The sequence below is a fragment of the Streptomyces kunmingensis genome (assembly GCF_039533535.1).
GTDB classification, from domain to species: Bacteria; Actinomycetota; Actinomycetes; order Streptomycetales; family Streptomycetaceae; genus Streptomyces; species Streptomyces kunmingensis.
On the sequence record NZ_BAAATS010000062.1, the window covers coordinates 9,861 to 15,273 of the forward strand.

Annotated in this window: 6 protein-coding genes; 1 reads left to right on the forward strand and 5 read right to left on the reverse strand. The window is 68.1% G+C overall.

Annotation, left to right across the window (positions count from 1 at the left end; all coding sequences use genetic code 11):
• Positions 1–194 precede the first annotated feature (194 nt).
• The 3 genes from ABD366_RS41475 to ABD366_RS41485 form a co-directional block, all read right to left on the reverse strand.
• Complete coding sequence (locus ABD366_RS41475; protein WP_324768445.1) at positions 195–356, reverse strand: hypothetical protein; 162 nt, start codon at positions 354–356, stop codon at positions 195–197.
• Between the two features lie 287 nt (positions 357–643).
• A complete protein-coding gene (locus tag ABD366_RS41480; RefSeq protein ID WP_324768446.1) occupies positions 644–1,324 on the reverse strand; it encodes a pyridoxamine 5'-phosphate oxidase family protein in 681 nt (226 codons plus the stop codon).
• Between the two features lie 8 nt (positions 1,325–1,332).
• On the reverse strand, positions 1,333–1,872 hold the full coding sequence (locus ABD366_RS41485; protein ID WP_324768448.1) for an HPP family protein: 540 nt from the start codon (positions 1,870–1,872) through the stop codon (positions 1,333–1,335).
• Between the two features lie 181 nt (positions 1,873–2,053).
• On the opposite strand from ABD366_RS41485, the gene ABD366_RS41490 reads away from it, so the two are divergent.
• Positions 2,054–2,680 (forward strand): CGNR zinc finger domain-containing protein, encoded by a 627-nt coding sequence (locus ABD366_RS41490; protein ID WP_324768449.1) that lies wholly within the window; start codon positions 2,054–2,056, stop codon positions 2,678–2,680.
• A 119-nt stretch (positions 2,681–2,799) separates the two neighbouring features.
• Here ABD366_RS41490 and ABD366_RS41495 read toward each other — a convergent pair whose 3' ends face one another.
• Positions 2,800–3,945, reverse strand: a complete 1,146-nt coding sequence (locus tag ABD366_RS41495) for a LysR family transcriptional regulator (RefSeq protein WP_324768450.1) — start codon at positions 3,943–3,945, stop codon at positions 2,800–2,802.
• 507 nt (positions 3,946–4,452) lie between these two features.
• Complete coding sequence (locus ABD366_RS41500; protein ID WP_324768452.1) at positions 4,453–5,142, reverse strand: IS481 family transposase; 690 nt, start codon at positions 5,140–5,142, stop codon at positions 4,453–4,455.
• Between the last annotated feature and the right edge of the window lie 271 nt (positions 5,143–5,413).

Sequence of the window (5,413 nt, forward strand, 5' to 3'; positions counted from 1 at the left end):
TGCCGAGTTGGTCGGCGTGATGCCGTGAGGGTGAGGTCGGTTGTGACAACGGCTGCCGGCCCGAGGCTGGTCGCTCAGCGCGATCCGGGGCAGGGGGAACCGGGGCTGGACCGGCATACGGGAGTACGCTCTGCGCACTGCGAGAACCTCGACGGCCTCATCGCCGGTTCCCTTCACACCACGCGCCTGCACGCCTACAAGCCGCTGAGTTGCTGCCAGTCCGAGGTCACGTGGCCGCATTCGCACGCATGGTCCGCGACCTGCGCGGCGACAAACTCACTCCACGGACCGATGCCGTTCGGTACCAAGGCATGCTGGCCCATCATGTCTTCGCCTATGGGCTTCAGCGCGACCACGACGCTCTCGTCGCAGGACCGACGCCGCCCACCGCCCGCACCTGGGCCAAGCGCGGCCGCAGCTCGGCGTCCGCGCGAGGTCGCCCTCAGCGGCGCTTCTTCATCGCCGCCCCGACCTGCTACAGGAGTGGCGGGCGGGCTCACTTGGGGACCCGCCCGCCGAACTCCGGCCCTTGATCGGCAAGTTCACCGCACACTGCGCCTGCTCTCATGCCGCTGCGTGAACCTCGCAAGGTGGTGGCGTGAGGCTCCCGTCCGGGCGGGTCGCGCCGAATGCGCCTGTCTGGTCACCTGGCGATGTGACACCTGTCGTCGCCCTCGTCGTCAGAGCCCGGGGCGGTCGGCGCGGCGTCGACGAGGCGTTGCCGCAGTTCATCGTTCTCTTGTTCCAGCAGGGCTATCCGCTGCTCAAGTGACTCCACGGCGGACCGGACTTCCTCCGGGGTGTAGCGGGGAGCGATGTGCTGCGGGCAGTTCCAGTCGTAGGCCTCCACGGTGATGAGCGCGAACCGTTCGACGATGGCGCGGTAGTCGCGGGGGCGCAGTTTCTCGGCGATGTCCGGGCATTGCTCGGCGGTGACATACCGGGCCCGTCCGGCGATCTTGAATCGTGCCTGCGAGGAATAGTGGATGAGCAGAAGTGACACTCGGCTGTCCACGTCCAGGTTGCCGGTGGTGATGTACTGCCGGTTTCCGCGGAAGTCGGCGAAGCCCAGGGTGGAATCGTCCAAAGCCTGGAGGAAGCCCGCGGGACCACCGCGGTGCTGGACGTAGGGCCACCCCGTGGAACTGGTGCTGGCGATGAAGAACGAGTCCACCATGGAGACGAACGCCGTCTCCCGTGCCCCGAGGCGGTCCGCGTGCTGCGGCCCGGCGGCCATGCGTGCGTACGCGGTGCGGCTGCCGTGTTGTCGCTGCTGGCGCCGCACCTCCTCGGTGAAGAGCAGTTGCGCGTAACGACTGGTCATGGTGCCGATCACCACCAGTAAACGGGATAGCGGCCGGCAGAACACTTCATGCGGCCGGCAGCGACACCGACCGTCACCAGGACAACTGTGGCCAGGGCCAGTAGGGCGATGAACTGCGGGGCAGGCGGTTCGGTCATGACCGCGATGACCGCGGTGGCCGCTGCGGGGGAGTGCGAGGTACGGGACAGCGCCATGGCCCCGATGGCGAGCCCTCCGGCCGCCCCGGCCGTCCACAGGGAGTTCCCGGCGACCGACAGACAGATCAGGCCGACCGTTCCGGAGACCAACTGCCCGCCGATCACGCAACGTGGTTGTGCCAGGGGCAGCGTGGGGGCGGCGAAGACGAGAGCCGCGCTGGCCGCGAGGGGAGGGATCAGCACGGGCCGGTGCAGCAGTACCCCGATCGCGACCAGGAGCGTCAGGCCTGTGACGCCGGCCGCTGTGGCCAATCCTGTGACTGCCGCCGGATTTCTGACAGGCGCCCTCCCCCGCAGCCGTGCACGGATGCGCTGGGACGTCGTCGGAGGGGCGAGCTGGGTGTCGGCCATGTCGGCTCCTCGAAGAGAGCGCCAATAAAATGAACTAATGCCTATGAGTGAATCTATCCATTAGTTTGGGTAGTATGGCAGCATGCTGAAGGCATGGGCAAGACGGTCCGTGGCTCCTCTCGGTACCGGCCGCCGTCGCAGGCGGCGCGGGGAACCGGCAAATCGCCAGCAGGATGGAACGATGAACCGAGCCGCTGAGCCGCACGAAACCCACGAAGCGACAAACGCTCCTCCCCTGGTCGATGAGCCGCTGCCCCTCGAACTGGTCAACACCACCTACGTGAAGGGCGGCTCGCGAGGCTCGGCGGTCGACGCGCTCCGCGTTCCCCGCGACCTCGACAAGTGGCTGGAGCTGCGCTCGGACGACTTCGACCCCGCGCTGGCCGCCGCGCTGCGGGACGCGTACCCCGCCGACGACGAACACGTCAACAAGTTCCGCGATCTGCGTCAGGCGCTGCGTGCCCTCTTCTCCGCGCGGACGGGCGGTACCGCGCCGGGCGCAGCAGCGGTGGAACTGGTCGCCAGGGCGGCCCGGCTCTCGGCGAGCTGGGACGAATTCCATCCCGCCGACCCGTCCGCGGTCCTGCGCAGGTGGCTCGAAGCGGATCCGCACCTCGCCGCGCTTGGCGTCGTCGCGCAGGAAGGCGTTCACCTGCTCACGTCGGCCACAGCAGCCAAGCTCCGGGCCTGCTCGGCGCCGGGGTGCATGCTGTACTTCATCAAGAGTCACCCGCGGCGCGAGTGGTGCACCGTGAGTTGCGGCAACCGCGTGCGCGTCGCCAGGCACAGCCGCCGGGCCGCCCGGTGACGGGCCGCAGGTGATACGTGTGACGTGGCCGCCGGACGGATGACGCTCACAGGTGGGGGAACGCAGAGGCTTCCATGCGGCACACCGCCGGTCGCGAACTCATGCCACCTGACATGCCGTCAGCTACGGTACCCGGCGGCTCGCAACGGAGGGGCCAGGACGTGAGGGCCGGCGGATGCCCCGGCGTCGCAGTGAGCAGGGCGCTGCATGACGGAGGACGGTCGCAGTTCGCTGCTCTGCGCCGAAGAAGGATGGGAACCCGGTCCCCCATGGTCGGCCTCGGTGATCGCCGGACCGCCGCCCGCTGAGCGTTCGAGCTCTTTCCGACCATGACGGTCGACGAGGTCGGCGAAGGCGGCGGCAGCCGAGGACAACCATCCCATCGACGGCAGCACGAGGCCTGCGTGCATCCGTGCCACGGGTAGTCCCCGCAGAACGGTCAGACCGTCGGGCGTCCCCTGCTCGAAGGCCGGTTCATAGGGCAGCATCGCGATGCCGAGTCCGGTGGCAACGTACTGCCGTGCAGACGCCACGGAGGTCACCTCCCACAGGGGTGGCGCGACCCCGTCACGGCTGTGAAGCACACGCGGAAGGCGCTGCTGGGAGGGACAGTCGGCGCCCACCACGACGATGCGCGTACCGCGGGGCAGCCGCTCCCGCGCGGAGGTGGCGCCTGCGAACCGCTGTCCTCCCACGGGCACCAGGTCGACCCGACACAGTCGAGTGATTACGGCTCCAGAGGTGTCCCCCGCCCGGCCCGCTGGGACCAACCCGCGTCCCTTCGTAGTGGACTCCGCCGCGGTGTCGCCCGGCCGGTCCAACAACAACAGCCCGAGGTCCAGCCCGCCCGCGACCACTACCGCCCGGATCTCGGCGGCACCCACCACTCGAGGAGATACGTGCACGCGCGGATAACGGTACTGGCATTCGTTCATCAGCCCGTTCTCCAGACTGCCGATCAGCAGCGGCACCGCTCCCACCCTGATCTGCCCGCTGGCTTCGCCCCGCAGTCGTATCTCCCCGGCGAGCTCGTCGACCGTGCCGACGATCCGGTGCGCGTACCCGCGGAAGATCTCGCCCGCCGGCGTCAGCCGGACACCGTGGGCGTGACGGCGGAAGAGCGGAGTGCCGAGTTCGGATTCCAACGACTTGATGTGGCCTGTGACACTCGACTGGGAATAGCCGAGAGCGGCGGCAGCCCTGGTCAAGTTGCCGGTCCTGCAGACCTCCAGGAACGACCGTATGTGGCGCAGGGAAAAATCCATCGAGTCCTCCCCGGGGTGTCCCAGTTGCGATGGACCGGGCGCTGGTTCTTAGCAGCACGCTAACGCAGGAACCGTGGGGGTCTTCCGGAACCGAACGCCTTGTTTCCGCTGACTTATGGCGCGCCGCGGGCGCGGCCCCGTGCGGTGACGGGTGAGAACGGAAGCGATTTGCTCCCGGCCGGCAACACGTCCGCGTGATCGTCTCCCTGTACAACGGCCCCCGTACGGGAGCAGATCCTGAGGATGGCCGCAGAGAACCCGCACTGGGGATACCGCATCCTCGCGGTGGGACCTCCTCCACATCGACACTAGGACAGCGTCCAGCGGATCACCCAAGCTTCGTTGTGAACCGAGACCACGGTCTCGCACTCGGAGACGAAAGCGCTGACGGTCTCTGGGCTCCAGCCGTCGGCGGTCCTGCGCCTGCCGAAAATTCTATCCGCGCAGTTCAAGCTGCATGTTGATACTCGTGAAGGACTCCGCCGAGACGGTCCGTCCGGCGTACCTTCAGGCGGGCGGTACGTGCGGGGGTGAATGCTTCGGGGACGGCGCGCAGGGGCGCTGCCTGGTCCATCGCTTGGTAGGCCGATGGTTGTTGTAGTGCAGTTCGAACTGTCGGGGCGCGCGATGCAGATGGTGTTCGTTCCAGATGAGGGTGCGGTCCAGTAGTTCGTGGCGGCAGGTCTGGACCCAGCGTTCCATGAGGGCGTTCATGCGCGGTATTCGGACGCCGGTGCGTACGACTTGGATGTCGGCGTCGGCCAGGATCTGATCGAAGAGGGCGGGGCGCTTCGCGTCCCAGTCTCGGATCAGGTAGGCGACGGTGGCTTGCGCGTCCGTCAGGTCGATGGCCAGGTTGCGGGCGGCCCGGGTGACCCAGGCCGCGGTGGGATGGTCGGTGGTGCCAAGGATCCGAATGCGGCGGGTGGCGTGTTCGATGACTGCGGGGATGTACTGGCGTCGGCCGGTCAGGGGGAGGGTCTCGATGAAGTCGCAGGCCAGGAGGGCGTGTGCCTGGGAGCGCAGGAAGTCGGCCCAGGTGGTGGCGGCCCGCTCGGGCGCTGGGTCGATGCCCTCACGCGTGAGGACTTCCCAGATTGTGGAGGCGGTGATCTGGATGCCGAGGGTGGCGAGCTCGCCGTGCGCCCGGCGGTAATCCCACGAGGGGTTTTCACGGACCAGGCGCTGGGTCGGCATGCGGATCGAGCGGATTGTGGGCGGGTGGCCGGGTCTCTTCGGTCGGCAGGTACGGGCATGATGCCGTTTCATCAGGTCGCGCTGCGGGCGCAGCACATTGAGCGTTTTCATTGTGGCCACTGATCGAGTGACGGGGCGGTGTGCGGGCGGGGCGCAACGGACAGGGCTCCCGTGCCGTTGAGAGAGGTGTTCGACGTCTCAACTCTGCAGCACAGGAGCCCTGTTGGTTCCGTATCCTGCCGCACTCGACCTGCCCCACGCGTTGGTCGAG